24 protein-coding genes are annotated in these 25444 nt (G+C 73.9%); 14 read left to right on the forward strand and 10 right to left on the reverse strand.

Going from position 1 to position 25444, the window contains the following annotated elements; all coding sequences use genetic code 11:
* Positions 1-202 precede the first annotated feature (202 nt).
* The 4 genes from speB (at position 203) to HNR10_RS00525 (ending at position 5862) form a co-directional block, all read left to right on the forward strand.
* Positions 203-1156, forward strand: a complete 954-nt coding sequence (gene speB, locus HNR10_RS00510) for an agmatinase (RefSeq protein WP_179819935.1) — start codon at positions 203-205, stop codon at positions 1154-1156.
* 4 nt (positions 1157-1160) lie between these two features.
* Complete coding sequence (locus HNR10_RS00515) at positions 1161-2777, forward strand: thiamine pyrophosphate-binding protein (RefSeq protein ID WP_179819937.1); 1617 nt, start codon at positions 1161-1163, stop codon at positions 2775-2777.
* Between the two features lie 93 nt (positions 2778-2870).
* Positions 2871-4382, forward strand: a complete 1512-nt coding sequence (locus tag HNR10_RS00520) for a purine-cytosine permease family protein (protein WP_312889018.1) — start codon at positions 2871-2873, stop codon at positions 4380-4382.
* Positions 4383-4419: 37 nt separating this feature from the next.
* A complete protein-coding gene (locus tag HNR10_RS00525) occupies positions 4420-5862 on the forward strand; it encodes an aminobutyraldehyde dehydrogenase (protein WP_179819939.1) in 1443 nt (480 codons plus the stop codon).
* A 91-nt stretch (positions 5863-5953) separates the two neighbouring features.
* Here the strand turns inward: HNR10_RS00525 and HNR10_RS00530 are convergent, their stop codons facing one another.
* Positions 5954-6436: a MarR family winged helix-turn-helix transcriptional regulator gene (locus tag HNR10_RS00530; protein ID WP_179819941.1), complete on the reverse strand. Its 483-nt coding sequence runs from the start codon at positions 6434-6436 to the stop codon at positions 5954-5956.
* A gap of 49 nt (positions 6437-6485) precedes the next feature.
* Here HNR10_RS00530 and HNR10_RS00535 point away from each other — a divergent pair, with 49 nt between their 5' ends.
* On the forward strand, positions 6486-6905 hold the full coding sequence (locus HNR10_RS00535; RefSeq protein WP_179819943.1) for a nuclear transport factor 2 family protein: 420 nt from the start codon (positions 6486-6488) through the stop codon (positions 6903-6905).
* 115 nt (positions 6906-7020) lie between these two features.
* Here the strand turns inward: HNR10_RS00535 and HNR10_RS00540 are convergent, their stop codons facing one another.
* Positions 7021-7671 carry a TetR/AcrR family transcriptional regulator gene (locus tag HNR10_RS00540; RefSeq protein ID WP_312889019.1) on the reverse strand — a complete coding sequence of 217 codons (651 nt, stop codon included), beginning with the start codon at positions 7669-7671 and terminating at the stop codon, positions 7021-7023.
* A 207-nt stretch (positions 7672-7878) separates the two neighbouring features.
* Positions 7879-8709, reverse strand: coding sequence for a dimethylargininase (ddaH, locus tag HNR10_RS00545; RefSeq protein WP_246405986.1), 831 nt, complete (start codon positions 8707-8709; stop codon positions 7879-7881).
* 283 nt (positions 8710-8992) lie between these two features.
* On the opposite strand from ddaH, the gene HNR10_RS00550 reads away from it, so the two are divergent.
* Positions 8993-10087 carry a Zn-dependent alcohol dehydrogenase gene (locus HNR10_RS00550; protein ID WP_179819945.1) on the forward strand — a complete coding sequence of 365 codons (1095 nt, stop codon included), beginning with the start codon at positions 8993-8995 and terminating at the stop codon, positions 10085-10087.
* Positions 10088-10091: 4 nt separating this feature from the next.
* On the opposite strand, the gene HNR10_RS00555 is transcribed toward HNR10_RS00550, so the two are convergent.
* Complete coding sequence (locus tag HNR10_RS00555) at positions 10092-10913, reverse strand: hypothetical protein (RefSeq protein WP_179819947.1); 822 nt, start codon at positions 10911-10913, stop codon at positions 10092-10094.
* 244 nt (positions 10914-11157) lie between these two features.
* Between HNR10_RS00555 and HNR10_RS00560 the strand changes: the two genes are divergently transcribed.
* The gene (locus HNR10_RS00560) at positions 11158-12816 is read left to right on the forward strand and encodes an FAD-binding dehydrogenase (RefSeq protein WP_179819948.1); all 1659 of its coding nucleotides are present in this window, start codon (positions 11158-11160) and stop codon (positions 12814-12816) included.
* Positions 12817-12895: 79 nt separating this feature from the next.
* Here the strand turns inward: HNR10_RS00560 and HNR10_RS00565 are convergent, their stop codons facing one another.
* On the reverse strand, positions 12896-13621 hold the full coding sequence (locus tag HNR10_RS00565) for a DUF2267 domain-containing protein (RefSeq protein ID WP_179819950.1): 726 nt from the start codon (positions 13619-13621) through the stop codon (positions 12896-12898).
* 145 nt (positions 13622-13766) lie between these two features.
* Positions 13767-15293, reverse strand: coding sequence for a CYTH and CHAD domain-containing protein (locus HNR10_RS00570; RefSeq protein WP_179819951.1), 1527 nt, complete (start codon positions 15291-15293; stop codon positions 13767-13769).
* A 206-nt stretch (positions 15294-15499) separates the two neighbouring features.
* Between HNR10_RS00570 and HNR10_RS00575 the strand changes: the two genes are divergently transcribed.
* Positions 15500-16117: a Uma2 family endonuclease gene (locus HNR10_RS00575; RefSeq protein WP_179819953.1), complete on the forward strand. Its 618-nt coding sequence runs from the start codon at positions 15500-15502 to the stop codon at positions 16115-16117.
* 48 nt (positions 16118-16165) lie between these two features.
* Here HNR10_RS00575 and HNR10_RS00580 read toward each other — a convergent pair whose 3' ends face one another.
* Positions 16166-16387 carry a hypothetical protein gene (locus HNR10_RS00580; RefSeq protein WP_179829448.1) on the reverse strand — a complete coding sequence of 74 codons (222 nt, stop codon included), beginning with the start codon at positions 16385-16387 and terminating at the stop codon, positions 16166-16168.
* 15 nt (positions 16388-16402) lie between these two features.
* The gene (locus HNR10_RS00585) at positions 16403-17311 is read right to left on the reverse strand and encodes an SPFH domain-containing protein (protein ID WP_179819955.1); all 909 of its coding nucleotides are present in this window, start codon (positions 17309-17311) and stop codon (positions 16403-16405) included.
* A 105-nt stretch (positions 17312-17416) separates the two neighbouring features.
* On the opposite strand from HNR10_RS00585, the gene HNR10_RS00590 reads away from it, so the two are divergent.
* On the forward strand, positions 17417-17914 hold the full coding sequence (locus HNR10_RS00590; protein WP_179819957.1) for a PH domain-containing protein: 498 nt from the start codon (positions 17417-17419) through the stop codon (positions 17912-17914).
* A complete protein-coding gene (locus HNR10_RS00595; protein WP_179819959.1) occupies positions 17911-19758 on the forward strand; it encodes a PH domain-containing protein in 1848 nt (615 codons plus the stop codon). Before HNR10_RS00590 ends, HNR10_RS00595 begins: the two co-directional genes overlap by 4 nt.
* A gap of 22 nt (positions 19759-19780) precedes the next feature.
* On the opposite strand, the gene HNR10_RS00600 is transcribed toward HNR10_RS00595, so the two are convergent.
* A complete protein-coding gene (locus HNR10_RS00600) occupies positions 19781-20185 on the reverse strand; it encodes an STAS domain-containing protein (protein WP_179819961.1) in 405 nt (134 codons plus the stop codon).
* A 377-nt stretch (positions 20186-20562) separates the two neighbouring features.
* Here HNR10_RS00600 and HNR10_RS00605 point away from each other — a divergent pair, with 377 nt between their 5' ends.
* From HNR10_RS00605 to HNR10_RS31890, 4 genes are all read left to right on the forward strand, one after another.
* Positions 20563-21099 carry an NUDIX hydrolase family protein gene (locus HNR10_RS00605; RefSeq protein WP_179819963.1) on the forward strand — a complete coding sequence of 179 codons (537 nt, stop codon included), beginning with the start codon at positions 20563-20565 and terminating at the stop codon, positions 21097-21099.
* A 211-nt stretch (positions 21100-21310) separates the two neighbouring features.
* A complete protein-coding gene (locus HNR10_RS00610) occupies positions 21311-21982 on the forward strand; it encodes a nucleoside/nucleotide kinase family protein (protein WP_179819964.1) in 672 nt (223 codons plus the stop codon).
* 127 nt (positions 21983-22109) lie between these two features.
* Positions 22110-22724, forward strand: a complete 615-nt coding sequence (locus HNR10_RS00615) for a TetR/AcrR family transcriptional regulator (RefSeq protein WP_179819966.1) — start codon at positions 22110-22112, stop codon at positions 22722-22724.
* The gene (locus HNR10_RS31890; protein WP_179819968.1) at positions 22721-23998 is read left to right on the forward strand and encodes an FAD-dependent oxidoreductase; all 1278 of its coding nucleotides are present in this window, start codon (positions 22721-22723) and stop codon (positions 23996-23998) included. The genes HNR10_RS00615 and HNR10_RS31890 overlap by 4 nt, the downstream gene beginning before the upstream one ends.
* Here HNR10_RS31890 and HNR10_RS00625 read toward each other — a convergent pair.
* Positions 23887-25200 (reverse strand): NAD(P)/FAD-dependent oxidoreductase, encoded by a 1314-nt coding sequence (locus HNR10_RS00625; protein ID WP_179819969.1) that lies wholly within the window; start codon positions 25198-25200, stop codon positions 23887-23889. The genes HNR10_RS31890 and HNR10_RS00625 overlap by 112 nt on opposite strands.
* Positions 25201-25444 lie beyond the last annotated feature (244 nt).

Genomic DNA, 25444 nt, shown 5'->3' on the forward strand with positions numbered 1-25444 from the left:
GGGTCGGATCTGGTGCGGTTCGTCCACTGGAGAGGAGTGTAATCGGTACCTAACCTGACGACAGCCTGTGTGACCTGCACCAACCTCGCCGCCCGCACAGCGCCCCGACCGGCAACGACGCCGACCCCTGCCCGACCGCCTCCCGCCGACCGCATCCGCACACGACGACGCCGTCCACCGACGCACCGACAGGAAGCCCACGATGAACACTCCGATCGGACCCACCGACTCCAGCCTCGTCCCGCGCTTCGCCGGCCCGGCGACCTACGCGCGGCTGCCGCGCATCGACCAGGTCGACAAGGCCGACATCGCCGTGGTCGGCGTGCCCTTCGACACCGGTGTGTCCTATCGGCCCGGGGCCCGGTTCGGCCCCTCGGCCATCCGTGAGGCCAGCCGCCTGCTGCGTCCCTACCACCCGGGCCTGGACGTGTCCCCGTTCGCCTCCGCGCAGGTGGTCGACGGCGGCGACATCGCGGTCAACCCGTTCTCCATCGGCGACGCGGTCGAGACCGTCGACCAGGCGGCCTCGGAGTTCGTGCGGGCCGGGACCAAGCTGGTCACCCTGGGCGGGGACCACACGATCGCGCTGCCCCTGCTGCGTTCGCTGTACCGTCAGCACGGCCCCATCGCCATGGTCCACTTCGACGCCCACCTGGACACCTGGGACACCTACTTCGGTGAGCCCTACACGCACGGCACCCCGTTCCGCCGCGCCGTCGAGGAGGGCATCCTCGACACCGAGGCCATCGCGCACGTGGGCACCCGCGGCCCCCTCTACGGCAAGCGCGACCTGGAGGACGACCGGCGCTTCGGCTTCGGCATCGTCACCGCCGCCGACGTCCTGCGCAAGGGCGTGGACGAGATCTCCGACGCGCTGCGCCAGCGCGTGGGCCGCCGCCCGCTGTACGTGTCCGTGGACATCGACGTCCTGGACCCCGCCCACGCCCCGGGCACCGGCACCCCGGAGGCGGGCGGCCTGACCAGCCGCGAGCTCCTGGAGATCCTGCGCGGGCTCTCCACCTGCAACCTCGTGGGCGCGGACGTGGTGGAGGTCGCCCCGGCCTACGACCACGCGCAGATCACCGCCACCGCCGCCTCGCACGTGGCCTACGACCTCGTGAGCGTGCTGGCCCTCAACCACGGTCTGAAGGACTGACCCCGTGGACGCACCGCGCACCGGTGGTGACCTGATCACCGAGACGCTGACGGCGCTGGGCGCCCGGGTGGCGTTCGGCATCCCGGGACAGCACGCGCTGGGGCTGTTCGACGCCCTGCGGCGCTCGGACCTGGAGTTCGTCTCGGCCCGGGTGGAGAACAACGCCGCGTTCGCCGCCGACGGCCACGCCCGCCGGACCGGGCGCGTGACCCCGCTGCTGGTCTCCACCGGGCCCGGTGCGCTCCTGACACTGGCCTCCCTGCAGGAGTCGCGTGCCTCCAGTGCCCCGGTGCTGGTGATCAGCGGCCAGGTGCCGCGCGCGGGCCTGGGCGGCGCCCGCCGGGGCTTCCTGCACGAGCTGCCCGAGCAGTCGGCGAACTTCGCGGGCGTCACCAAGTCCGTGTTCACGGTGCGGCACCCCTCGCAGATCCCCTCCGCGCTGGCCGGGGCCTGGCGGACCGCCGCCGCTGCCCCGGCCGGTCCGGTGCTGGTGGAGATCCCGCAGGACGTGCTGCTGGAGCCGACCGACGTGCCGCCCGTGGCGGACGTGGACGGCTCCCCCGCACTCCTGGAGCCGCGCGCCGAGCTGGTGGCCGAGGCCGCCCGGCTGCTGGACGGCGCCCGGCGCCCGGTCGTGCTGGCCGGCGGCGGGGTGAGTCGCGCGGGCGGCCACGGGGCGCTGCTGGAGCTGGCCGAGGCCCTGCAGGCGCCGGTGGCGACCACGTTCGGCGCCAAGGACGCCTTCCCGTGGGAGCACCCGCTCTCGCTCCGGTCGTGGCTGGAGGACCGGCACACCACGGACTACCTCGCGGGCGCCGACGTGCTCCTGGTGGTCGGTTCGGGGTTGGGCGAGCTGTCCAGCAACTACCACACGCTCGTCCCGAAGGGCCGGGTGGTGCAGGTCGAGGCGGACCTGGGCAAGCTGGAGGCCAACGTCCCGGCGCTGGGCGTGCACGGCGACGCCGCACTGACCCTGGCCGCGCTGGCCGGGCGGGTCACGCCCCGGCCGGCCGACCCGGCCGTGGCCGCGGAGGTGGCGCGGGTCAGGGCGGCGGTCGCCGCCCGCCTGGACGCCCAGGACCTGTCCGCCGAACGCGAGGTGCTGGCGGCCGTGCGCGCGGCGCTGCCCGACGACGCGCCCAGCTTCTGGGACATGACGGTGCTCGCCTACTGGGCGTGGTCGGCGTGGGAGCCGCGTCGGGGCCGGATGTTCTCCGCGCAGGGCGCGGGCGGGCTCGGCTACGGGCTGCCCGCGGCCCTGGGCGCGGCGGCGGCCGGCGCGGGGCGGGTCCTGGCCGTGTCCGGGGACGGCGGCGCCATGTACTCGATCGCGGAGCTGGCCACCGCCCGCCAGCACGACCTGGACGTGACGTGGCTGGTCGTGGACGACGGCGGCTACGGCATCCTGCGCGAGTACATGCGGGACGCGTTCGGTGAGGCCGCGCACACCGAGCTGGCACGCCCGGACTTCCCCGCACTGGCCGCCGCGTTCGGGGTCCCCTCCACCCTCACCTCACCCGGGCGGCTGCGCGAGGACCTGGCCGCCGCGCTGGCCGCGCCCGGCCCGCACGTGGTCGTCCTGCCCATGGTGCTGGGGCTGTTCGCCCCCACCCACACCTAGACCCGGCCGTCAGCGCCGCCGACCGGCACCGACCTCGCCCGACCACACCCGTCCCCATCCCCTGTCCAGGGGCACGCCCTTCAGGAGGACCCCGTGTCCACGCACGACCAGACGCCGAGCACCGCCGCGGCCGCGCCGCAGCGCGTGACCGAGGTGGAGACCTTCGGTGTCGCGCCGATCCCGGTGCGGGCGCAGACCTCGCGCCCCTTCGACCTGTTCCGGCTCACCTTCGGCGGCGCCAACACCTTCGCCACGATCATCCTGGGCACCCTGCCGATCGCCTACGGTCTGAGCTTCGCCGCCGCCGCGGCTGCCACGCTGGTGGGCGTGGTCCTGGGCGCCCTCATCCTGTCCCCGATGGCGCTGTTCGGCCCGCGCACGCGTACCAACAACGCGGTCTCCTCCGGAGCGCACTTCGGCGTGGTGGGGCGCTCCCTGGGCTCCCTGCTGTCGCTGCTGACCGCCGTCACCTTCTTCTCCATCTCGGTGTGGGTGAGCGGTGACGCGATCGCGGGCGCGGCGACGCGCTTCGGCTTCGAGGGCGGCCAGGGGCTGCGCGCGGCGGCCTACGGCGTGATCGCGCTGGCGGTGTTCGCCGTGTGCGTGTACGGCTACCAGTTCATGCTGCTGATCAACAAGGTCGCCGTCGTGGCCGGCAGCGCGCTGATGCTGCTGGGCGCGGTGGCCTACGGCGGTTCCTTCGACCCCTCCTTCGCCGGAACCGGGGAGTTCCTGCTGGGCGGCTTCTGGCCGACGTGGGTGCTCGCGGTGCTCACCATCATGTCCAACCCGGTCTCCTTCGGCGGGTTCCTGGGCGACTGGTCCCGCTACATCCCGGCCACGTGGTCCACCCGGTCGATGCTGGCCGCCCCGTTCCTGGCCCAGGTCGCCACCCTGCTCCCGTTCGGCTTCGGGCTGACCACCGCCACGCTGGTGGCCGACCCGGGCGACTACGTCGCGGGCCTGGCCGTGGCCTCGCCGCTCTGGTACGCCCTGCCCCTGCTGCTGGTGGCGCTCATCGGCGGCCTGTCCACGGGCACGACCGCGCTGTACGGGACAGGGCTGGACTTCTCCTCCCTGGTGCCGCGGCTGAACCGCGTGCAGGGCACCGTGGTGGTGGGGTCGCTCGCGCTGGTGCTGATCTTCGTGGGCACGTTCCTGTTCGACATCGTCGAGACCATCAACGCCTTCGCCATCCTCATCGTGCTGCTCACCTCGCCGTGGATGGTCGTGATGATGCTGGGATACGTGTTCCGGCGCGGCCACTACCTGGTCGAGGACCTGCAGGTGTTCAACGAGGGCCGCCGGGGCGGCGCCTACTGGTTCACCCGCGGCGTGAACTGGCGCGGCACGGCCGCGTGGGCGCTGGCCGCCGCGGCCGGCCTGCTGTTCGCCAACACCCCGATGCTCGTCGGCCCGCTGGGCGGCCTGGCCGGCGGCATCGACCTGAGCCTGCCCGCGGCGCTGCTGACCGCCGCGGTCGCCTACCCCGTCGCCGTCACCGTCTTCCCGGAGCCCCGGGAGGTCTTCGGTCCGCAGGGTCCGCGCTGGGTCCCCTGCACCGAGAGCGGCGACGAACCCGAACGCGTCCCCGCGGCGCGCTGACCCGCACGTCCCACACCGACCGACGAGACGAGAGACCATGCGTACGCACGCGTTCGACACCCTGCCGAGCTTCATCGACGGCGCCCCCGTCCTGCCCGAGGGGGACCGGGTCCTGGACCTGGTGGACCCGGTCACCGGCGAGGTGGCCGGTCGGGCGGGGATCTGCGGAGCCCCCGAGGTGGAGGCCGCCATGACCGCCGCCGCCCGCGCCTTCCGGACCTGGCGCCGGGAGGCCTCCCCGGCCCGCCGCCAGGAGGTGCTGCTGGCCCTGGCCGACGCCCTGGCCGCGCGGGCCGAGGAGTTCGCCGACGCCGAGTGCCGTGAGACCGGCAAGCCGCGCGCCTCCATGCTGGAGGAGGAGATCCCCTTCTGCGTGGACACCCTGCGCTTCTTCGCCGGGGCCGCCCGCCACCTGGAGGGGCGCGCCGCCGCGGAGTACATGGGCGGACACACCTCCTGGATCCGCCGCGAGCCGGTGGGCGTGTGCGTGGGCGTGACGCCGTGGAACTACCCGCTGATGATGGCGGTGTGGAAGATCGGTCCGGCCCTGGCCGCCGGCAACACGGTGGTGCTCAAGCCCGCCGAGACCACGCCGACCACGACGGTCATGCTCGCCGAGATCGCTGCGGACGTGCTCCCGGCCGGAGTGCTGTCCACGGTGGTGGGCGACCGCGACACCGGCCGCCTGGTGGTGGAGCACCCGGCCGCGCGCCTGGTGTCGATCACCGGCTCCACCCGGGCGGGCGTGCAGGTGGCGCAGGCGGCCTCGGCGGACCTCAAGCGGCTGCACCTGGAGCTGGGCGGCAACGCGCCGGTGCTGGTCTTCGACGACGCCGACGTGGCCGCGACCGCCGCGGGCGTGGTGGCCGGCGGCTTCCTCAACGCCGGCCAGGACTGCACCGCCGCCACGCGGGTGCTGGTGCAGGAGGGCGTGCACGACGCGTTCGTCGCGGAGCTGGCGCGCCTGGCCGCGCAGCAGACCACGGGACTGCCGAGCGGGGAGAACGGCGACTTCGGCCCGCTCAACAACGCCGACCAGTTCGCGCGCGTGACGGGGCTGCTGGAGCGGCTGCCCGCGCACGCGGCCGTGGAGACGGGGGGCCACCGCGTGGGCGGAAACGGCTTCTTCCTGGCGCCCACGGTGGTGTCGGGCCTGCGCGCCGACGACGAGATCGTGCGCGAGGAGGTCTTCGGCCCGGTCGTGACGGTGCAGCGGTTCTCCGACGAGGCCGAGGCCGTCGACCTGGCCAACGGGGTCGACCAGGGCCTGGCGTCCTCGGTGTGGACCGCCGACCACGCGCGCGCGATGCGCGTGAGCGCGGAGCTGGACTTCGGCGCGGTCTGGGTGAACTCCCACGGTGAGCTGACCTCGGAGATGCCGCACGGCGGGTTCAAGCACTCGGGCTACGGCAAGGACCTGTCCGCCTACAGCCTGGAGGACTACACCCGGGTCAAGCACGTCATGAGCTCGCTGGGGTGAGCCGGGTGCCGTGAACGGCCCCGGGGCTTCCGGGTCCGGCCGCACGCGGGTGCGGGGGCGCGGCTTACGCGCCCGCGTGCCGGACCGCGTCTCAACGCGGCGGCCGAACCCGGCGCCGCCGCACCGCCTCGCTGCCGCCGAACTCGTCGAGCAGGTCTCCCAGCAGCGAGCGGGCGGTGTCCAGGCCGTGGGCACCCAGCCGCTCGCGCAGTCGCTCCTCCATCTCAGCGCGGGCCCGGCGGGCGGCGTCGACGGCCTCGTGGCCCCGTGGAGTGAGCGCGACCCGGCGGATGCGCGCGTCCTGGGGGTCGGGGCGGCGTTCGGCGTAGCCGAGCCGTTCGAGTTCGGCCACGGCCTTCGAGGCGCCCTGCTGGGTCATGTCGAGCGCGGCGGCCAGGTCCCGGATGGTGGGCGAGCCGTCGATGAGGTGCTGGAAGAGGTAACCGTGGGACATCCGGAGGCCGTCGAATCCGCAGGCGGTGAGGTGGTCCTGGACAGCGGACGCCGCGGCCGAGCCGACGAAGAGGGCGAGCGTGCCGGTGTCGAGGTCATCGGGGTCGAGTGGTGCAGGCATGGCACCAGTCTCCATTGACAACCATGGTTGTGCAACTAAGGTTGTTTATATGACGGTATCCACAGACCATCCCCACGTCCGCACGGCCGTCCGCTACCACCAGGCCGTGTCGCGCTTCGCCCGAGCCGAGGAGCTCTCCGCCTTCCTCCACCCGGAGGCGGTCCACACCCAGTTGCCCAACGTGCTGTTCCCCGACGGGACGGTCCGCGACAGGTCCGAGGTCGTCAGCGCGGCGGGCCAGGGCGCCTCGATCCTCCGACACCAGGAGTTCGAGGTGTTCAACGCCGTAGCCGAGGGCGACCAGGTGGCCCTGGAGGTGGCCTGGTCGGGGACCGTGGCCGCGCCGGTCGGCGGGCTCACCGCGGGCCAGGTCCTGCGCGCCCACGTCGCGGCCTTCCTGCGGTTCCAGGACGGGCTGATCGTCTCCCAGCGCAACTACGACTGCTACGAACGGCTCGACGCGCGCTAGGACCGGCGCCTCGACCACGTTCGCGCTCCGTGGGGGAGCGACCGCCGGAAGGCGGCTGTGCGGCGGGTCGTCCCCGTGCCCTGCGACACGGGGACGGCGGGGACCCGCGTGCTGGTCACAGTGCGGCGCCGGCCCGGTCCTGGCCCAGATGGGACCGGGCGAGTTCGGTGACGTGCCCGGCCATGGCGTCGGGCGACTCCTCCGGGTGCTCCACGAGCCAGTCGGCGAAGGCGTCGGCGGTGCTGACCGCGATCCGCGCCATCAGCTGGGCGTCCTTGGCGTCGGGGCAGCGGCGGTCGTGTGGGGCGGAGGGGCGGGGGCCGCCGCGGGCGCAGGTGGTGACGAGGTCGACGATCTCGGCCATCACGCGCTCGCGCACCCGGGTGGCCTCGGCCGCGAAGGGCTCGCCCTGGACGGCGGCGCGGCGGTACAGGACCGTCCAGCTCTCGCGGTTCTCGGTCACGTAGGTGAAGAAGGCCTGGATCCCGCGGCGCAGGGGGTCGTCCCCGGCGTCGGCCGGGGGCTCGTGGACGGCCCTGCGGATGGCCTGGATGAGCCGTTCGGCCTCGCGGCGCACACAGGCGGTGAACAGACCTTCCTTGGAGCCGAGGTAGTGGTAGACGGTGGGCTTGGACGTACCGGCCGCCTCCGCGATCTCCTCCACGCGTACCGTGTGGTAGTCGCCCTTGGAGAAAGCGGTGACGGCGGCGTCGATCATCTGCTGTTCCCGGACCCGACGCGGTAGTCGGCGCTGTTTGGTCTTCACACCTCCAAACCCTAGGGGCCGGGGCGTTTTTGACCAGGGGCCATCGTCCCGTGTGCTCGCGCGGCGCCGCGGACCGAGAGCGATCCCACGCGCGTGACCAGTAGCTATCAGTAAGTCCAGCCTGACCCAGAGTGGTATTTCCCACATCGGCGGACGTTTAGTGGCCGGGATGCGCACATGGGTGCGTTTTCACCCCTCCCCGATTTGTCAGTCGCGTGCGTCGCGGATCTCCAGGGTGCAGCACTTGGCGCCGCCGCCCGCCTTGCGCAGCTCGTCCAGCTCGACCGGGTGCACGCGGTAGCCCAGGTCGCGCAGCCGCCCGGCCAGGGCCACGGCCTCGGCCGCGATGACGACGTCGCTCCCGTCGCAGACCGCGTTGAGGCCCAGGACGGCCGCGTCCTCCTCGGTGGCCAACAGGGCGTCGGGGAACAGCGACGCCAGGACGCGCCTGCTGCCCTCGGAGAAGGCGCCCGGGTAGTAGGCGACCCGGGCGCCGGAGAGCGCGAACAGGGCGGTGTCCAGGTGGTAGAAGCGCGGGTCGACCAGTTGCAGGGTGATGACAGGGCGGCCGAGGAAGCGCTCGGCCTCCTGGTGGGCGGCGGCCTCGGTCCGAAAGCCCGTGGCCGCCAGCACGACCTCGTCCAGGGTGATGAAGTCGCCCTCGCCCTCGTTGACGTGCTTGGGCTCGCGGGTCTCGGTGAACCCGGCCTGGCGGAACCAGTCCAGGTAGGCGGGCCCCTCGGGGGTGCGCTCGGCACTGGCGAAGCGGGCTCCGTAGACGCGGCCGTCGACGACCAGGGCGCCGTTGGCGGCGAAGACCATGTCGGGCAGGCCGTCGATCGGCGTGATCTCGCTGACGCGGTGCCCCAGCGAGCGGTACAGGTCGCGCAGGCCCTCCCACTGCCGGATCGCCCGCGCGCGGTCCACCCCGGCCGCCGGGTCCATCCAGGGATTGATCGCGTACTCGACGGCGAAGTAGGTGGGCGGGCACATGAGGTAGTGCCGCCGGGTCCGTACCGCATCCCCGGATCGAACCATGGAACCTCCCAGACGCGCGCCGTGGGCCGAGCCCCGGCGGTGAACAGGTGTGGACGGCGTCACACCGTCCGCACGGACGCGACGAAGATACCCGCGGGACCGGGCACCCACGATGGCGATTTCTCCAAAGTCATCGCCATGAGTTCGGCGGTTTCGTGGAAACGCCGAGGCCGATCCCGCCGTCCGGGACGATCCGTGCCAGGATTCGGCTCGCCCCACCCGCGCTCTGTACCAACCGGTCGGTATTGCTAGGGTCACGGCAGTCCGCGATTGGAGCGCCCCTATGAGTACGACCGTCAAGGCCGCCGTCTTCCACGAGATCGACGCGCCCCCGGAGATCCGCGACGTGGTCCTGCCCGACCCCGGCCCCGGACAGGTACGGGTCCGCATCGCCGCGGCCGGTGTCTGCCACTCCGACCTGTCCCTGTCCAACGGCACCCTGGCGCAGAAGATGCCCGCCGTCCTCGGACACGAGGGCACCGGGACCGTCGAGGCCGTCGGCGAGGGCGTGACCAATGTGATGCCGGGCCAGCAGGTGATCCTCAACTGGGCGCCGCCGTGCCGCGAGTGCTGGTTCTGCCGCCAGGACGAGCCCCACCTGTGCGAGCACGCCCTGGACGGCATGCTGACGCCCTACGCGGAGCTCACCGACGGCACCCCCGTCTACCCGGGGCTGGGCACCGGCGCCTTCGCCGAGGCCACGGTCGTGCCCGCGCACGCCGTCGTCCCGCTGCCCGACGGCATCGACCCGTCGGTCGCCGCCGTGCTGGGCTGCGCGGTGATCACCGGGTGGGGCGCGGTCAACAACTCCGCGCAGGTGCGCCCGGGCCAGTCCGCCGTGGTCATGGGCCTGGGCGGGGTGGGCCTGTCGCTGCTCCAGGCGGCCCGTCTGGCCGGAGCCGACCCGCTCATCGCCGTGGACGTCTCCCCCACCAAGGAGGAGCTGGCGCGCTCACTGGGCGCCACCGACTTCCTGGTGGCCGACGCGTCGCTGACCAAGCAGGTGCGGGGACTGACCGAGGGCCGGGGCGCCGACCACGTCTTCGAGGTCGTGGGGTCGGCCAAGGTGGTGCGCGCGGCGTGGAAGGCCACCCGGCGCGGGGGCACCGTCACGGTCGTGGGCCTGGGCCGGGTCGACGACGAGGTGAGCTTCAACGCCCTGGAGCTGTTCCACCAGGCGCGCACGCTGCGCGGATGCGTGTTCGGGTCCAGCGACCCGGCCCGCGACATCCCCGTGCTGGCCGAGCAGGTGCGCTCGGGCGAGCTGAAGCTGTCCGCGATGATCACCGACGAGATCCCGCTGGAGGGGGTGCCCGAGGCCTTCGAGCGCATGCGCAAAGGCCAGGGCGGCCGGTCGCTGGTCCGTTTCGGCGTCTGAGGGCTCACGCGTCCGCGTGCCGGCCGTCGGTCGCCTGTGCCTCCTCGACCGACGGCGGCCGTACCCGGCCCAGGTTCACGGCCGACATGGTGGTGAGGGCGGTGAACATCCCCCAGACGATCAGCGGGAGCTGCAGGGACCCCGCGAACACGAACAGGTATCCGCCGGTGGCCAGGACCGTGACCACGGCCATGGTGAGCCCGCCGCGCCACCCCCCGTGGGACACCGCCCAGGCGGACAGCAGGGCGATGACCAGGACCACGTCTCCCGGGTGCAGACCGAACCGGACCAGGAGCAGGGGCACGAGGACAGCGTGGACGGTCGCCACCGTGCCCAGTGCCCCGAGGATCGACGACGTCACCATCCAGGTCCGCTCGCCCGCGTTCCGAGGCAGGAGCGCGGCCGTGCCGGGCGGCAGCCTCGGCGGCTCGACCTCGCCCCGCTCGACCTTGGCCCATCGGCGCGTGCCGAGCCACAGGTAGACGGCGACACCCACCAGCAGAAACGGCCACCCCCAGAAGGCGAGCAGGGAGACCACCGTCGCGGGCAGGTTGTCCCCGAACCAGTACACGGTCGGCGCGGCCAGGCCGAGGTCCGCCGCGCTCACGGCGGTGGCGGTACCGACGAAGGACATCGTCGCCAGCACCTCCCCCAGGAACGCCCAGCACGTGAACCGGTAGACGCGTGACGCCGGGGTCCCCGGCCGTGTGGACGACGACTTCAGGCGCCGCAGGACGAGCGGCAGGACGAGGACGTAGGCGATCACGCCCAGGCCGATCGCGGTGGCCACCGGACCGGCCTCGAAGGTCGGGGGATGAAAGTACACGGGGGATTCCTTCGTGACGGGGATGTGGGGGGCGCCCGGCCGGCGGGGGAACGCCCGCTCGGGATCCGGGGCGCCGTGGGCGGGCCACGGCCGGACCATGGTGCCATCGGCCCTGGCTGTTGTCACACGGTGACAAAGGATATGGCGCGGAACACACACCGGCCTTGCCCGGAGGGGGTCGCGGGGCCAGAGTCGTCATCATCGCGCACACTGTGCCCGCGCGGCACGACGAAGGGACGGGTCCATGAGCATCGAGCAGGCCGACGCGATCGTCGTCGGAGCCGGACTGGCCGGGCTGGCCGCCACGGCGGAGCTGGCCGAGGCGGGCAAGCGGGTCCTGTTGCTGGACCAGGAGCCCGAGCACTCCCTGGGCGGCCAGGCGCACTGGTCGTTCGGCGGCCTGATGTTCGTGGACACCCCCGAGCAGCGGCGGATGGGCGTCAGGGACTCGGCGGAGCTGGCCCTGCAGGACTGGATGGGCACCGCCGCCTTCGACCGGCCCGAGGACGCCTGGCCGCGCAGGTGGGCCGAGGCCTACGTCGACTTCGCCGCCGGGGAGAAGCGCGCCTGGCTGCACGCGATGGGCATGCGGTGGTTCCCCATCGTCATGTGGGCCGAGCGCGGCGGCTACCTGGCCGGCGGGCACGGCAACTCCGTGCCCCGCTTCCACATCACCTGGGGCACCGGTCCGGGCGTCGTGGCGCCCTTCGAGCGGCGGGTGCGCGCCGCGGTCGAGCGGGGGCTGGTCCAGCTGCGCTTCCGGCACCGGGTCGACGACCTCGTGGTCGAGAACGGGACGGTCACCGGAGTGCGGGGCACCGTGCTGGCGCCCAGTGACACCGAGCGCGGGCAGGCCAGCAACCGGGACTCCGTCGGGGAGTTCGAGATGGGCGCGCAGGCCGTCGTGGTCACCTCCGGCGGCATCGGCGCCAACCACGACCTGGTGCGCCAGAACTGGCCCGCGCGGCTCGGCACTCCCCCGGAGCACATGCTCTCCGGCGTTCCCGAGCACGTCGACGGCCGGATGCTGGGCATCACGGAGAACGCCGGCGGCCAGATCATCAACCCCGACCGGATGTGGCACTACACCGAGGGCATCCAGAACTGGAACCCCATCTGGGCGCGGCACGGCATCCGCATCCTGCCCGGCCCCTCGTCGCTGTGGCTGGACGCCACCGGCCGGCGGCTGCCCGCGCCCTACCTGCCCGGGTTCGACACCCTGGGCACCCTGGAGCACATCATGGGCACCGGGCACGACTACACCTGGTTCGTGCTCTCGCAGAGGATCATCGAGAAGGAGTTCGGGCTCTCGGGCTCGGAACAGAACCCGGACCTGACCGGCAAGGACCTCAAACTGGTGCTCAAGCGGGTGCTGCCGGGCGCGCCCGGGCCCGTGGAGGCCTTCAAGGAGCACGGGGCGGACTTCGTGGTCGCCGACCGGCTGCCCGCGCTCATCGAGAAGATGCGGGCCGTGGCGGGCGACGGCGTGCTCGACGCCGACACCGTCACCCGCGAGGTGGTCGCCCGCGACCGCGAACTGGTCAACCCGTTCTCCAAGGACGTCCAGGTCATGAGCATCCACGCGGCCCGCAAGTACCGTGGCGACCGGCTCGCGCGGGTGGCCTCGCCGCACCAGATCCTGGACCCCGCGGCGGGTCCGCTGATCGCCGTGCGCCTGCACATCCTCACCCGCAAGACGCTGGGCGGGCTGCACACCGACCTGGACGCCCGGGTGCTGCGCGCCGACGGCACCCCGCTGCCGGGCGTGTACGCCGCGGGCGAGGTCGCCGGGTTCGGCGGCGGCGGCGTGCACGGCTACCGTGCCCTGGAGGGCACGTTCCTGGGCGGCTGCCTGTTCTCGGGCCGCACCGCGGGCCGGGCCGTGGCGGCCGCGCTGGGATAGGTCTTCGCGCGGACGCGGTCACGGCCCGGGGCGACCGCGCTGGGGTAGACCTTCGAGCGGACCCGAACGCGGGCACGGGTCACGGCCCGGGGCGGCCCCCCGAGCCGACCTCGGCCACCGCCTGCTCGATGCGTTCGGCCAACTCGATGTCGCGCGTGGTCACGGCCTTGATCGAGGCCGTCCGCACGGTGAAGGCCACACCGTCGTCGGTCACCTCGTGGTGCACCCCGTGGTCCAGGTCGCGGCTGATCCGCTCGACCGCGTCGACGAGCGGACGGACGCGGTCGGAGGGCAGGCGGACCGTCCTGGTCAGCCCGTGGGTGTCGCCCTCCCAGTCGGGCAGCCTGCCCATGGCGGCGCGCAGTGTGTCCTCGTCGAGCCGGCTCGGCGCGCCGGACTCACCGGTGTCGGAGCGGCCGGCCGCGCCCACGGGGTCGGTGACCCAGGCCGCGAGTTCGTCGGGCAGCGAGGCGGCCAGCTCCTCGCGCAGGTCCGGGCTGGACTCGGCGATCTCCGACAGGACGACACCGGTCAGGTACAGGCCCCGCTCCGGCCGGCGGTCGAGTTCGCGCGCCACCCGCCGGGCGACGTCGCCGGAGTCGGTCGCCCCCGTCTCGGCGGCGCCCTCCTGGTCCGCGGGCTGGAGCGCGGGAGGCAGTGCCGCGTGCAGCTTCTCGCGGGTGTCGGGGGCGATCCGGGGGGCCACCACGGAGACGACGGCGCCGATCGCGCGCCGGGCCTCCTCCGCGTCGCCGACGCCCTCGTGCGCGGTGACGTGGTCGACCAGTGACTGGTAGGCGATCATGACGTACCTCCTGCTCTGTCCCGAGGTTCGCGCGCGAGCGAAGGGTCCGGGCGGCGATGTCCCGAGGACGACGAACCCGGCGCGGCGGCCGGCCCCGCACCCCCAGTACCGGTGAACGCGCACGCCACCGGCCTTGTGGGCGCGCCTACCCAGCACGCCGCCGGGTATGCGCGGCGAGGGGTTCGCGCGGGTCGGGGCCCGCCGACCACGCCCGCGCCGCCTCCTCGATGAGCGCCGTGCCCCTGCCGGCCTCGGCCCCGGCCAGGGCGCCCAGGGTCACCAGGACCGCGTCCCGGTCGTCGCCCGCCGCGACCAGTGCGGGCGCGTGCTCCTCCAGGTAGCCGCGCAGCGCCACCCCGTCCTGGTGCTCGCCCAGGACCTCCTGGAGACGGCTCGCCCACGAGCGCACCCGCTTGGCGGGCCCGCCCAGGACGGGGGCGGCGAGCGTGGCCGCGTAGCGGGTGCGCTTGGCGGCCTTGCGGACCTCGTGCCAGGCGGTGACGCGTGTGTCGGCGTCCCGGGCGGCCGTCGCGTGGTCGCGGGCGTCGGCCGCCCGGCGGCAGGCCCGGGTGAGGTCGTCGGCCAGAACGGTGCGCGCCCGCTCACCGGCCCGCCCGGTCAGCGGGGGTCCGGTCCGCAGTGCGTCCAGAGCGTCCAGCAGGGCGAGGTAGCGGGTGCCCGCCAGCTCCTGGGCGATGCGGCGGGCCTCGACGGCGCGGTGGTCGTCGACCGCCGCGAGCCAGGTACCGGTGAGCCCGTGTCCGGCGGCGCTTTCCGGGAGAGTGTCGAGCCAGGCCTCGCAGCGCTCGCGCAGGACCTCCAGGTCGCGGGCCGGGGCGAGCACGCCCGACAGGCGGCGCAGCTCGTCGGCCACCGGCCGGGTGGCGTCCCGGCGCAGGACCGAGGGGAAGACCTGGAGCACCGCGCGGAGGCGGCGGGTGGCCACGCGCATCTGGTGCACGGCGTCGGGTTCGTCCAGGCGGACCGGAGGGTCGTGGGCGAGCAGGTGTTCGACCTGGTCCCAGAGGTAGGCCCGTACGACCTCGCCCGCGGTGTCGCCGGAGGGGCGGGGCACGGGCCGGGGTACGCGGTCGCCGAGCACGGTCAGCAGCTTGCTCCCGGTCGCGGAGGGGACCGCGCCCGCCGCGGCCAGGCGCTCGCCGACGCGTTCCTGGAGCGCGCTGTCCCCGTCGGCGCGTTCGACCTCGACCTCCCGCCAGGTGGTGGGGGCGGCGCCGACGGCCTCGCCGGTGACCGTGTCGTCGGCGACCAGGACGAGCGGGGTCCCGCCGGCGTCCAACAGCGCGGACTCGGTGCGCCGGGTGGCGATCCGCGCGACCGGGCGCAGCGCCGCGCCGCGGGCGGCGGCACGGGCGAGGTCGGCCAGTTCGCCGGGGACGGTGTCGGGGTCCGATCCGAGGGGAACGTGGAACTCGCGTTTGGCGCCCTCGCCCCACGGGACCTTCAGGTGCCAGCCGGCATCGGTGCCGCCGGTGCGGCGGCGCAGGGTGACGCGGCGCGCGGCCAGGCGCAGGTCCCCGGTGTCGAAGTAGGTGGCGTCCAGCTCGTGCGAGCGCCGCTCGATGCCGCCGGGCGCCAGATCGGCCAGGTCGGGCAGGACGGCGTCGGTACCGACGCTGAATGTGGTCTCGAACTCGATGTGGCCGGGCACCGGCGCTCACCTCCCGCGGGGCTCGGCACCGGAGGGGGTTCCGGAGGGGCGCGGACCCGCTCCCATAGGCCTACCCGCGCCGGAACCCGGGAAAAGGTCGCCGACCGGAAGTGAACGGGCCCGCCACATATTCACGAATATCCGGATTCCCTCCCCTGACACGGAGAGTCACGGAAGACTGGCCACCATGCGATCGAGGAGGCATCATGACTCTCATGACAACCGGCAAGACGGATCCCGAAGCGGAGCGCCCGCTGACCGTGGACGACCTCAGGCGGATGCCGGACGACGGACGGCGCTACGAGCTGGTCGACGGGCGGCTTGACGTGTCACCCGCACCGGTCTTCCTGCACAGCCGGGTCGAGTCCCGGCTCGCCATACACCTCGGTGTCCTCGCCCCGGGCGAGTTCGAGGTCGTCGCGGCCCCGGGCATCAATGTCAACGGCGACCGGACCCACCACCGGATCCCCGACCTGGCGGTGCTGCGCGCCGCCGACGAGGAGAGCCCCTATCTGACCAGGCCGCCGCTCCTGGCGGTCGAGGTGGTCTCGCCCGAGAGCGCCATCCGCGACCACCACACCAAGAGGCGCGAGTACGAGGAGTTCGGCGTCCCCTCGTACTGGATCATCAACCCGGACCGCGACCTGCCGAGCATCACCGAACTCTGCCTGGAGGACGGCGGGTACCGGGAAGCGGCCACGGTCTCCGGCGAGGCGGTCTTCAAGACCGACCTGCCCTTCCCCCTGCGGATCGTCCCGCACTGGCTGGTCGGCGCGGGCGACTGGCGCACGCACATCGGCGGGTCCGACGAGGCCACCGCGTAGCAGCGCCCGGCGGTGCCGGGCGACCTCGCACAAGGTCGCCCGGCACCGTCAGGCACCGTTCTCGTCCGTCTCCGGGGACTTCTTGCGCGGCCGTCCCCGGCGCGGCATCCCCCCGGCGTCCTTCGGCATCCGCCCCGCCTCGTCCAGCGCGCGGCGCAGAAGGAACTCGATCTGGGCGTTGGTGCTGCGCAGCTCCTGCCCCGCCCAGCGCGCGAGCGCGTCGTGGACGGCCGGGTCGAGCCGCAGCAGCACCTTCTTGCGATCGGACACTGGCACCCCCGAGGGCTACTGGTACAGGGTCCCGGTGTTGACGACGGGGCTGGCGGGGCGGTCGGAGCACAGCACCACAAGCAGGTTGCTCACCATCGCGGCCTTGCGCTCCTCGTCGAGTTCCACGACCTCCTCGTCCGAGAGCCGGGCCAGCGCGCGGTCGACCATCCCCACGGCGCCCTCGACGATCTGCTGACGGGCGGCGATCATCGCGCCCGCCTGCTGGCGCTGGAGCATCGCGTGGGCGATCTCGGGCGCGTACGCCAGGTGGGTGAAGCGGCACTCCACGATGGCCACACCCGCCGCCTCGACGCGGTCGGCGACCTCCTTGGCGAGCTTCTCCGTGATGACGTCGGCGCTGTCGCGCAGGGACAGCTCGGTGTCCTCGCCGTGGGCGTCGTAGGGGTACTCGCCCGCGATGCGCCGGACGGCGGCCTCGGTCTGGATGGACACGAACTCCACGAAGTCGTCGACCTCGAAGCTCGCCCGGGCGGTGTCCTGGACCTGCCAGACCACGACCGCGGCGATCTCGATGGGGCTGCCGGCGGCGTCGTTGACCTTCATGACGGAGGTCTCGTGGTTGCGGATGCGTGTGGAGACCGAGTTGCGCACGGTGAAGGGGTTGACCCAGCGCAGGCCGTCGGTGCGGATGGTGCCGACGTAGCGGCCGAAGAACTGCACGACCTGGGCCTGGTTGGGCGCGACCATCGTGAGCCCCAGGGCCGGCACCGCGCCCACGAGGGCGAGCACGACGCCCACCGGGACGAGGAGGACGGGGGCGCCCAGGATCGGCAGGAGGGCCAGGGCGGCCCCGCCCAGGGTCAGCACCGCGCACGCCACGGCCACGGGAATCCCGTCGTAGCCGAAGGCCGCGCGCTCCCGGTACCGCGGAGCTGGGGTGATGGTCGGTTCGGGTTCGCTCATCGGTTCTACCGTCCTCTCGTGGTGATGACACGACAATAGCATTGTGATATCACTTTTACGAGGCGGCCCGCTTCCGGGCCCGGACGACGAAGAGAGGCGGACGCGATGAGCACCGACGCTCTGCGACTGCGCCCACCCCACCACCGCGTGGACCGGCGAGCGATCCTGTGGTGGGCCACCCGTGCACTGGCCGTGACCGTGGTCCTGACCGCCGCGCCCGCGGTCCCGGCCGTCATCTTCGAACCCGCGCGCCCCTGGCTCGTCCCCGCCACCGCCGCCATCGGCGGGGTCGGCCTGCTGGTCACCGTGGCGATGCCGGTGTGGCGCTACCGGGTCCACCGCTGGGAGGTCACCGACACCGCCGTCTACACCGCCAGTGGCTGGCTGTGGCAGGAGTGGCGGGTGGCCCCGATGTCGCGCATCCAGACCGTGGACACCGCGCGCGGCCCGCTCCAGCGCGTGTTCGGCCTGTCGAGCGTGACCGTGACCACCGCCTCGGCGGCCGGTCCGATCGCGATCTCCGGGCTCGACCACGCACTGGCCACCCGGGTGGCCGACCAGCTCACCGAGACCACCCAGGCCACGGAGGGAGACGCCACATGAGCGGCCCCGACGAGATCCGCCCCGAGGAGTCGGCCCAGGACCCGGCCCAGGACCCGGCTCCCGCGGTTCCCCCGACTCCCGCGGAACCCGGGCCCCCCACGGCTCCCGCGGGGCCCGGGCCCGCCGCGCAGGACCACCCGGCTCCGGAGAGCGGGCCGGCCGGGGACTGGCAGGGCCTGCACCCCCTGAGCGTGTGGGCCGGTGCGGTCGCCGCCGGGTTCTTCATGGTCCCCTCGGCCGTCATCGCCACCGTGGCGATCGCCCTCTTCGCCCCTCTGCCCTGGTGGGCGCTGGCGCCGATCCCCGGCACGATCGCGTTCCTGGCGTTCTTCACCTCCATCGACCTGCTGCGCCTGCGCGCCACCCGGTTCCGCGTCACCTCCGAACGCGTGGAGATGCGCTCGGGCGTCATCGCCAAGGCCTACCGCTCCATCCCCCGCGAGCGCGTGCGCAGCGTGGACGTGAACGCGCCGATCTACGTGCGCGTGTTCGGCCTGTGCTCGGTCACGGTCGGCACCGGCGAGCAGGGCGGCTCGGACCAGCTCCAGCTGCTCTACGTGACCGCGGAGCAGGGCGAGCGGCTGCGCCGTGAACTGCTCCTGCGCGGAGTGGCCCGGGGAGCGGCCGCCGCCGGCGCCGACGCGTCCGCCGAGGGCTCCGAGGAGATCGGGGAGACCGGGGAGGTCGAGTTGGCCAGGCTGAACCGGGCGTGGTTCGCCTACGCCCCCGCGACCACCGCCACGCTCGGCATCGGCGTGGGTTTCATCGCCGCGGTGGTGGGCTTCAACGCCCAGACCGGCGGCTGGGCCTGGGAGTGGGTGTCCGAGCAGGCGAACCTGCCCACCACCGAGGAGCTCGCCTCGATGGTCATGACCCGGCTGATGGTCGTGGTGCCCGTGTCCCTCCTCGTCCTGCTGCTGTCGGGCGTGGTCGTGCTGACCGCCGTCGCCGTGGAGACCTGGTGGAACTACCGGCTCACCCGTGAGGCCGACGGCTCGGTCCGTCTGCGCCGCGGCCTGCTGACGAGCGTGTCGCTGTCGGTGGAGGGCCGCCGCCTCAACGGCGTCACCCTGCACCAGCCGTTCGTGCTGAGATCGGTGGGCGGCGCGGACGTGCGGGCGGTGGCGACCGGTCTGGCCGCCGCCGACGACGAGAAGACCAGCGCCAAGAGCCGCCTGTCCCCGCCCATGCCGACCGGGCGCGCCCGCGCGCTGGCCGCGGCGCTGCTCCAGGAGGACGACTCGCCCCTGGACGCCCCCCTGGCCCGGCACCCGCGCGCCGCGCTGCGCCGCCGGTTCACCCGGGCCGGCGTGGTGACCCTGCTGGGAGTGGCGGCCTCGATCGCGCTGGCCTGGCTGCACACGCTCGCCACGCAGGCGTGGTGGGACGCGGTCCACCGGATCGAGGAGGAGATCATCCCGGTGCCGCTGGCATCGCGTGCGGTGGAGACGACGCCGAGCTGGGGCTGGGCGTTCCTGGCGGTGCTGGTCGCCGTGGTGGCGTTCTGGTACGCGGTGGGGTCCTACCGCGGGCTCGGCCACGGGGTGCACCCGCGCTTCCTGGTGGTGCGCAGCGGGATGGCCGCGCGCGACACCGTGGCGCTGGAGCGGTCGGCGGTGATCGGCTGGCGGATCACCCGCTCGCCCTTCCAGCGCCGGATGGCTCTGGCCGACGTGGCGGCCACGACCGCCGCGGGCCAGGGCATGTACGCGGCCAGGGACGTGGGATTGGGGCAGGGTCTGGCCTGGGCCGACGCGGCCGTGCCCGACCTGCTGGCGCCGTTCCTGGTCCGCGAGGACGAAGGGGGCGGCGGTGATGGCCGGGAGACGCCGGACGCGGTGTGAGCGGCGGCCCCCGGCTCGGGCCTCAGGGCACCGGGTTGTTGGCGATGGGGTCGCTGTCCACCCGCAGGCCGCTGGTGTGGGTCAGCGCCATCTCCAGCAGCGGGTAGATCTCGAAGACCCGGCCCATGTCGAGCGCGGTCAGGACGCGCTCGGCGATGGGCGAGGGTTCGGCGAGCACCGTGTGCCGCTCCTGGGCCCACAGGATCCTGGCGACGGAGACGAGGGCGCGCACGCCGCTCGCGTCGAAGAACTCCAGCCCGGACATGTCCACCACCAGACAGTCGCACCGTGAGTCGTACGCCGCTCGCAGGAGCCGATCGCGCATCCGGTCGGCCGTGGCGAGGTCGACCTCGCCGTGGACGGGTACCACGGTGACACCTGTACAGGGGGAACGTTCCTGGGCAGAGAACCGGGCATCGCGTGCCACTCGGAACCACCTCTCACCGGACGTAACCTGTCCACTACGCAACCGCGTACGAGATCGTAACCTCTCCAGGGAGGTTCGGGGAGGCTTTCGGTGCGAAAACCGCCCGAAATCTCGCCGTGGACCGACATCCCGTTCGTGGCCGCCCGCCCGGGCCCTACCCCTGGCGGTCACCACTCCTCTCGGACACTCGGATCCGCGCCCGCACCGTGCGTGGGCCGACCGGTGTGCGGTAGAAGCGGTAGGGCACCGTGCGCTCCCGTCCGCCACGGGCGGGAGACTGGTCCCACAGGGACGCCGACCGATCGAAGGGAGGGAGCGGTGGCCGCATCCCGGCCGCGCCAGGGGCGCGTGCCGTCGGACGCTCCGCCGCGCACCCTATGACCGACACCGCCGACACCCAGCCCGGCTGGTTCTCCGACGAGGAACTGGAGAACATCCGCGGGCGCATGCCGGTGCTCTACGTCCAGGCCGTGCCCGTGCGGGTGGACGAGACCGGGCAGGCGACCCACTTCGGCCTCCTGATGCGGGCCGCGCCCGACGGCAGCTTCAACCGTTCCGTGGTCTCGGGGAGGGTGCTCTACCACGAGCGGGTGCGCGACGCCCTCCTGCGGCACCTGGAGAAGGACCTGGGACCGGTGGCGCTGCCGCGCATTCCGACCGCACCGCAGCCGTTCACCGTCGCGGAGTACTTCCCCACTCCCGGCGTCACGCCCTTCCACGACCCCCGCCAGCACGCGGTGGCGATGGCCTACATCGTGCCGGTCTCCGGCGACTGCCAGCCGCGCCAGGACGCCCTGGACCTGATCTGGTTCACGCCGGAGGAGGCGGCCAGCCCGAAGGTGATCGAGGAGATGACCGGCGGCCAGGGGGTGCTGCTGCGTCAGGCTCTGGCCCACGTCGGCCACGCGCCCTGATCCCAGGGTCGGGGCGGGATTCGCCGCGCGGCGGATCCCGCTCCGGCCGCGGGCTGGGCGACGTCCCCGGCCTGGGCGGAGCGCCCCGAGCGCGGGACCGTCCCGGTACGACGGGTGCCGTCCCCGGCCCGGCGGGGCGCCGCCATGGACGCGGGGGCGTCACGGTACGACGGGCTTCGCCTCGCGGGCCGCAGCGCGTAGGCTCGGGCCCATGTCCGACTCGCTCGCCGCCGAAGCCCTCCGGATCGCACGCGAGGCCGCGGCCCGCCCGGGGCGGCGCGCGGTCCTCGGTCTGACCGGAGCGCCCGGAGCGGGCAAGTCGACGCTCGCCCGCCACCTGGTGGCGCGGGTGAACGACCACCTGGGCGCGGGGTCCGCCGGGTACCTGCCGATGGACGGCTTCCACCTGTCCAACGCCCAGCTCGACCGCCTGGGCCGCCGCGACCGCAAGGGCGCTCCGGACACCTTTGACGCGCACGGCTACGTGGCGCTGGTCCGGCGCCTGCTCGCCGAGGCGGACCACCCCGTCTACGTCCCGGACTACGACCGCCGGCTGCACGAGCCGGTGGCCGCCCGGCACGTGGTGGACCCGCACACCGTGCTGGTGGTGACCGAGGGCAACTACCTCGCCAGTGACGACGAGCCCTGGCGGCGGCTGCGGGGACTGTTCGCGCAGCTGTGGTACGTGGAGGCCGACGACCGGGTGCGCGAGGAGCGGCTGCGCCTGCGGCAGCTCTCGGGCGGGGCGAGCGACGAGGCGGCCCGGGAGTGGGTCGAGCGCAGCGACCGCCCCAACGGCGAGCTCGTCAAGCGGTTCCGGGACAACTGCACCCGCGTGGTGCACCCGGCGGTCCTGGGCCCGGGAGCCCTGGGCCCGAGCTGACCAGGGCGGCCACCGGTCCGCCTCCCCGGGCTCCCTCCGCCCGCCACCGATCCCCGGCTCCCTCCCTCTCCCGCACCGCACACCCCTACCCCTTGCCTTCGCCGCCGTGTGCCCCTAGTTTGGTCATATGACCAAGGCGAATGACCAAGACCAGACGGCCGCCACCTCCGCCGAGCGGGGGCGCTCCAGCCGCGCCAAGCTGCTGGCCGCGGCCGTCGAACTGATCCCCGAGGTGGGGTGGAACGCGGTCACCACCCGGCTGGTCGCGTCCCGCGCGCAGGTGCGCCCCGGACTCGTCCACTACCACTTCGACTCACTGCCCGCCCTGCTGCGCGCCGCCGTGGCGACCGTCCTGGAGGACGTGCTCTCCGACCCGCTCGCGGCCATGACCGCGATATCCGACCCGGCGGAGGGGGTGGTGGCCGCGCTGCGGGAGATGGATGAGTTCCAGGGCGACGACCCAGCGTCCGTCCTGGTCACCGAGGCCTACCTGGCCGCGACCCGCGACCCCGAGCTGCACGCGGTCATGGCCCGGATCGTCATCGAGACCCGGGACTCGATCGCCGCGTGGCTGCGGGAGCACGGGACCGGGCAGCCGGAGGCCGCCGCCGAACTGGTGTGCGCGTTCTTCGACGGCGTGGTCCTGCACCGGGCGCTGGGCCCGGTCCCGCCCGCCGAGGCCTACCTCGAACCCCTGCGCCGCCTGCTCGCGGCGCCCGCACCCGAAGGAGACACCAGGTGAGAGCGATCATCATCGGCGGCGCCATCGCCGGTCTGTCCACAGCGTGGTGGCTGCGCCGCGAGGGCTGGGAGACCACGGTCGTCGAACGGGGTCCGGCCCCCTCCCCCGCGACCGGACTCGCCGCCCTGGACACGCCGAAGGCCGCCGACGGCACCCTGGACCGCGGCTACGTCATCGACTACTTCGGACCCGGCTACGACACCCTGGAGCGGATGGGCCTGCGCGAGCGGGTCCACGAGTACGGGCTCGGCCTGAACGCGCTGCGCTACCGCAGGGCCGACGGCCGCCACTCCGCACGCATCGACTCGTCGGTGCCCGCGCGGGTGACCGGCGGACGCTACCTGACCCTGCTGCGCGGCGACCTGGAGGGCGTGCTGCGCGAGGCGCTGGGGCCGGAGGCCGACGTGCGGTACGGGACCGGGATCGAGGAGGTGCACCAGGACGACGAGGGCGTCACGGCGGTGCTGACCGACGGTGCGACCGAGCGCGCCGACGTGCTCGTGGGGGCCGACGGGATCCACTCGCGCACGCGCGGGCTCGTGTTCGGGCCGGAGTCGCGCTACCGCCGCTACCTGGGGGCGCACGCGGCGGCCTACGTGTTCACCGACCCGGAGCTGATGGCGGTGCTCGCGAACGAGTTCCAGGCGGTCGAGGCCCCCGGCGTCCAGGCGGGGATGTACCGCCTGTCCGACACGGCCGGGGCCGCATTCCTGTGCCACCTGTCGCCGGACGGCTCGCTGCCGCAGGACCCGCAGGCACGGCTGCGCGAGGTCCACGGGGACCTGGGCTGGCTGGTGCCCCGGCTGCTGGCGGCCTGCCCGCCCCGGCCGTACTACGACGAGGTGGAGCAGATCCTCATGCCGGGCTGGTCCGACGGGCGCGTGGTCCTGGTCGGCGACGCGTGCCAGGCGGTCTCGCTGATGGCGGGGCAGGGGGCGAGCATGGCGGTGGCCGCCGCCGAGGTCCTGGGCCGGGAGCTGGGCCGCGTGGCCGGCGCGGGCACCGGCTCGGGCGCGGGCGCGGGCGCGGCCGAGGAGATCGCGGCCGCGCTGCGGCGCTACGAGGGCCGGGTCAAGCCGGTCATCGACGCCAAGCAGCGGGCGGGACGCAGTCTGGCGCGGTGGTTCGTCCCCGCCACGCCCGCCCGCCTGTTCGTCCGCCGTCAGGCCCTGCGACTGTCGTCGACACCGCTGGCCGAGCGCGTCATGCGGCCCTTCCTGGCGTCGCCTCGGGACACCCCGCTGGAAGCTCCCGTGGACGTCGCCCGCCCCTGACCCGCGTCGGCCGGCGCGCCCTTCCGGCGCAGGTACCGCCGGGCCACGCCCCGGACCAGGCGCAGGTTCACCGCGGCCTGCCCGCCGGTGCGCGCGTTGTCATAGGCCCCGGCCACGATGTACTCCTTGACGAGCGCGGCCGTGCGTCCGGTGAGCAGGAACGCGCGCGGACTGTCGTCGGCGCGCACGAACTGGACGAGACCGTCACGGCGGCCCAGGCTCACACACTGGAGCAGGTAGCCGAACGGCGCGGTGTCGGGTGTGCGCCCGGTGAGTGCGCCGAGGACGGTCCCGGCGGCGTTCCAGCCCATCGGCAGGCCCATCGCGCAGGACATGCGCAGGGGCTCTCCCGCGGCGCCCCGGGTGTGCGCGGCGTCGCCCACGACGAGCACGTCGGGGTGCGAGAGCGAGCGCTGGGAGCCGTCGACCACCGCGCGGCCGTCGTCGTCGACGGCCAGTCCGATCGCGGCGGCCACGCCGGAGGCGCCGAACCCGGCGTTCCACACCACGAGGTCGGCCGGAACGCGCCCGCCGTCGGCCAGGACCAGGCCCCGGGCGTCGACCTCCTCCACGCGCGCGTGTTCGCGCAGGACCACGCCGAGCCGGTGCAGCACGCGGCGCGCGTGGGCCCGCCCGCGCGCGCCCACGCTCGGGACGACCTCGCCGCCGGTGACGAGTTCGACGGCGATGCCGGGGTGGGACTCGGCGATCTCGGTGGCGGCCTCGATGCCGGTGAGCCCGCCGCCGACCACCACCACGCGCTCGGGCCGGTCGGTGGCGATCCGGTCGGCGACGGCGCGCGCGCCGTCCAGGTCGGCGATGGCCAGGGCGTGGTCGTCGGCGCCGGGGACGCCTCCGGCGCGGGCCGAGCTGCCCAGCGCGAGGACGAGCGAGTCGTAGCCGAGCGTGCGCGGCCCCCGGTCGCCGCGCACGGTGACCGAGCGGGCGTCGGGGTCCACGTCCTCGACCTGGGCGACGACCAGATCGATGCCGGTGCCCTCCAGGGCCTCGGCCAGGGAGTGCACGCCGACGTCCTGGCCCGCGGCGACCTGGTGCAGACGGACGCGTTCGACGAAGTACGGGGTGGCGTTGACGAGCGTGACGGTGACGTCGGCGCGCTCGCTCCGGGCGATGTCGTGGGCGCGGCGGGCGGCCGCGAGTCCGGAGTAGCCGGCCCCGAGGACGAGCAGTCGGTGGGTCATGGAAATCCTGGTCCCTTCCGCGTGGCGGCGGCCTTCATGGACGCCTTCGCAACGGAGGACGAGGCAGGCAGGGCGGTCCGTGACACGGCACTCGCGTGAGGCGTCCCACACTGCCTCGGCGGGAACCGGAGCCGCGACCCCCGTGGCATCGGGACCGCCGTGCCCGCGGGCCGATCGGGCGGAAGGTCCCGACCACCCCAGGTGTCCATTTTCTGAGACAGACGTCCCACATAGTGTGAAACAG

It is taken from the genome of Nocardiopsis aegyptia, assembly GCF_013410755.1.
GTDB lineage: Bacteria > Actinomycetota > Actinomycetes > Streptosporangiales > Streptosporangiaceae > Nocardiopsis > Nocardiopsis aegyptia.